We start from the raw sequence: 3,685 nt of genomic DNA on the forward strand, positions 1-3,685 counted from the left end.
CTGTGCGGAGGTGGGACGACGAAATCGAATTCTAACGAATTACCAATTTCTGTCCCACTCTCTTTTCTATTTATTCAGCTAAGAGCACTTCTTTGATGGTTTGTTTTTGGAGTTTTCTGTTGAATAGATAAAAGAGGCTTTCATAAACCACCGCAAAACCGAGCAAAGTCCAAAAGCACACATTCCCATCAAAGTGGTGCTCAATCTTTTCAGGTACCGTATCTTTGATCACACCAATCAAGATTTCCATGATGCCGTATTGATAAGCCGTCCCAAGGGCAAATCCTAGATAAGCCCAGAAACGATAAGGAGCGAGAATATGACTTTGGCATTCACGATCGGTGTAGCCAAAAGCCTTCATAAGAGCCAAGGTTTCGCGACTTTCTGAAACGACAATTCCCAATGACAAAAAGAGGATTGAGAAAGAAAGGATCAAACCAATCATAATCATCATGGTTTGGATGATGTCATCTGTGTAGTCCCTTAGGCCAAAAGACAATTGAACCATGGACGCGAAACACATAGAGCCAAAGACCACAAAAAACAGGATCGATTTTCTCCCCCAAATCAGCGACGAAGACAGCTCTTTTAGGAAGGATTTCTCTTTCTTAGAAGCCCTTTTTCTCCTTTTGACCTTGATTGGACTTGGGGATTTTTTCAATAAGCGAAGGGCCGGCGTTTGTAGTTGTCTTCTAGCATAGCTAATCGCAAGGACCATAAAGAAAGTCGTTGGCAGCATCACCAAAGCGACCAAGAGCTGCCAATGAAAATGAATGGTAATGTCTGGCAGAATCCCCTTCTCATTGCGAAAGTCATAAAAATGACCCATCATAAGAAAAGAAGCGAAATAGCCAAGAAGTGCTCCAATTCCAAAACTGAGTCCAAAAGCCCAAAATCGTTTCGCCAACTGGCCATTGCTATAACCCAAAGCCTTTAAAATTCCTAATTGTTCCTTGTGGTCATCGACAAATTGTTTGATATAAAAGCACATGAGAAGGATCGACGTCAAGGACAAGACGACCCCACTGACCATGGCCACCATCCAAGAGAGCGAAACCTGGGCATCATAGTAGGTCTGAATCATGGGATTGGTTTTAGAAATCTCCAACTGCTCGATATCCAGGTAAAAATTTAAGAAGAGATTGGCCACAAAGACTGCACAAGCCCCAATGATACTGACGACAACTAATTTTCGAATATCTTTTACTGAAAACATGGCTTACCATCCAATCTCATAGGCAGTCTGAGGCTGATCGTTGATCACAACTTGGGTAATCTTGCCACTATTGACGCGAATGATGGTTCTGGCCATATCCGCAATATTTTGGTTGTGCGTCACCATAATGAGGGTAAAGCCTAGCTTTTCCTTCAACTTCCAGATATAGTCGAGAATCTTGCGCCCTGTTTTTTCATCCAGGGCCCCCGTCGGCTCATCTAAGAAAAGAATCTCTGGCTTTTTGGCCAAGGCACGAGCAATGGAGACTCTCTGCTGTTCCCCACCAGACAATTCACTCGGATACTTGTCCAGCTTATCGCCAAGGCCCAAATCCTCGATGATCTGCAAAAAATCATGATTGTTTGCCAGATCAGCTCCCATCTTAACATTCTGTCTGACCGTGAGATTAGGTAATAAATAATACTGCTGAAAAATAAAGGCTATCTTCTCACGTCTAAAGGCTGTCAATTGAGCATCCGTGAGTTGAGACAAATCCTGTCCTTGAATGAGAATATGCCCCTCGTCTACCTTTTCTAATCCGGATAACACGTTTAAGAGAGTAGACTTTCCTGATCCAGAAGGACCTAGGATAACCACATCATCCTGGTCTTGAATCTGCAGATCAATCCCTTTTAAGACCTTTGTTTGTCCGTAACTTTTGTGAACATTTTCTAGTTGAATCATTTCTTTCCTACCATTTCTTTGATGAGAGATTGACAAACTTCTGTCAATAAACCAATCACTTCTTCCATGCTGAACTGATAAATACCAGAAGCAACCATAGAGGCCATCCCGTGTGAGTAGATGAATAGATGCTCGTACAAGCGACTAGCCTCCTCTAACGTCAATGGATAGTCTGCGACAATCGATTCCAGAACCAATTGGTAACTATGATCCTTCATGGGAAGAAAATCTTGAAAGCGACGAATCGGATCTTTGCTAGGATTTTGGAAAAGCAACTGAAAGAGTTGGGGCTCTTTTGAGGCGAACAGGATATAAGCAACCCCGACAGAACGGAAGGGCTTCTCATCTTCTAAAGCCTTTCGTATATACTCCACCACGACCATTTCCGCAGCAACAATAACCTCTGCTTGTAACTCAGCCATATTGGCAAATTGCCCAAAAATGACTCTTGGCGTGGCTCCCAGTTTCTCTGCTAAAGCTCGAGCCGTCAAACTAGCCAGGCCCTCTTCTCTCACCAATTGTAAAGCCGTCCCAATCATAGTCTCTTTACTAAATTTAACCTTGGGTGGCATAAGACTCCTTTCGCGCAACAGTTGTTACGCAACATATGTTGCATAAAGAATACCATAACAAAGTAAGACTTGTCAAGAAAAATTCGTAAAGTATAAAACAAAAGACCAGCCCACTGATACAAGTGAAGTCTGGTCTACTAACAAGATTCTAAGGCAAATCATTTCCCGCCGCCAAGTAGATTTGGTACCATTCCTTGCGCGTTAGGGTCACTGCTTCTGCTTTCCCTGCTTCAAGGACATGCTGGGGTTTGGTCGTTCCGATGACAGCCTGCATCTTACCCGGATAGCGGAGGACCCAAGCAAGGGCGATGGCTGTCGGAGTGACCTGGTATTTCTTCGCCAAGTCATTGAGGACATGATTGAGGGCCGCAAACTCTTCCTTGCCGACAAAATTCCCCTTGAAATAGCCATGCTGGAGGACAGACCAGGCTTGAATCACCGTATCGGTTAAGCGACAATACTCAAAGACACTGCCATCTCGCACAGCTGCTTTTGGCCCTTCCATGTTGACATGAAAACCAGCCTCAAAGCTCGGTGTAAAGGCAGCACTCAACTGCAACTGGTTGACCTTGAGCGGTTGTTTGACAGCCGTTTTGAGCAATTCCATCATCATAGGATTTTGATTGGACACCCCAAAATGACGGACCTTGCCCGCTTGCTCCAAGTGATCAAAAGCTGCTGCCACTTCTTCCGGCTCCATGAGAGCATCCGGTCGGTGAAGGAGGAGACTATCTAAGCGCTCGATCTGCAGACGCTCGAGGATGCCATCAACAGAGGCCAAAATATAGTCCTTCGAAAAATCAAAATAGGTAAAGCCGTCTTTGCGAATCCCACACTTGGACTGGATCCACATCTGATCCCGAAGATCCGGACGGCGCTTGAGAACCTTCCCCAGCAAGACCTCACACTGGCCATCGCCATAGATATCCGCCAGGTCAAAGGTGTTGATCCCAATCGACAAGGCCGCCTCCACCAAGGCCTCCACCTCATCTTCACTCATCTGACTGATTCGCATCATCCCAAGGACAATCGTGGACAGACGCTCTTTTTCAGTAAACTCAATATAGTTCATGTCCGCCTCCTTTTCTGTAGTTCTATTGTAGTGAAAAGGGTTGCAAAAGTCAATTTGAAATCAAAAAGAGAGTGGGATAGAAATCGGTCATTCGTTAGAATTCGATTTCGTCGTCCCACCTCCGCACAGTTGAGTAGGGCT

4 protein-coding genes are annotated in these 3,685 nt (G+C 44.8%); all 4 read right to left on the bottom strand.

Features of this window, described 5'->3' with window-relative positions:
* Positions 1 to 70: 70 nt before the first annotated feature.
* The 4 genes from ADI76_RS02115 to ADI76_RS02130 all read right to left on the bottom strand — a co-directional run bounded on the left by ADI76_RS02115 (position 71) and on the right by ADI76_RS02130 (position 3,544).
* Complete coding sequence (locus ADI76_RS02115; protein WP_049514424.1) at positions 71 to 1,216, bottom strand: FtsX-like permease family protein; 1,146 nt, start codon at positions 1,214 to 1,216, stop codon at positions 71 to 73.
* 3 nt (positions 1,217 to 1,219) lie between these two features.
* Positions 1,220 to 1,900 (bottom strand): ABC transporter ATP-binding protein, encoded by a 681-nt coding sequence (locus ADI76_RS02120; protein ID WP_049475324.1) that lies wholly within the window; start codon positions 1,898 to 1,900, stop codon positions 1,220 to 1,222.
* A complete protein-coding gene (locus tag ADI76_RS02125; RefSeq protein ID WP_049475325.1) occupies positions 1,897 to 2,472 on the bottom strand; it encodes a TetR/AcrR family transcriptional regulator in 576 nt (191 codons plus the stop codon). The genes ADI76_RS02120 and ADI76_RS02125 overlap by 4 nt, the downstream gene beginning before the upstream one ends.
* Before the next feature lie 148 nt (positions 2,473 to 2,620).
* Positions 2,621 to 3,544, bottom strand: a complete 924-nt coding sequence (locus ADI76_RS02130) for an aldo/keto reductase (RefSeq protein ID WP_049475326.1) — start codon at positions 3,542 to 3,544, stop codon at positions 2,621 to 2,623.
* Positions 3,545 to 3,685: the final 141 nt, after the last annotated feature.

Source organism: Streptococcus parasanguinis (assembly GCF_001074805.1).
Taxonomy (GTDB): Bacteria; Bacillota; Bacilli; order Lactobacillales; family Streptococcaceae; genus Streptococcus; species Streptococcus parasanguinis_A.

Excerpts from the sequence above, each read along its gene's own strand:
- ADI76_RS02120 (WP_049475324.1), bottom strand. The coding sequence starts at position 1,900 with ATGATTCAACTAGAAAATGTTCACAAAAGTTACGGACAAACAAAGGTC.
- ADI76_RS02115 (WP_049514424.1), bottom strand. The coding sequence starts at position 1,216 with ATGTTTTCAGTAAAAGATATTCGAAAATTAGTTGTCGTCAGTATCATT.
- ADI76_RS02125 (WP_049475325.1), bottom strand. The coding sequence starts at position 2,472 with ATGCCACCCAAGGTTAAATTTAGTAAAGAGACTATGATTGGGACGGCT.
- ADI76_RS02130 (WP_049475326.1), bottom strand. The coding sequence starts at position 3,544 with ATGAACTATATTGAGTTTACTGAAAAAGAGCGTCTGTCCACGATTGTC.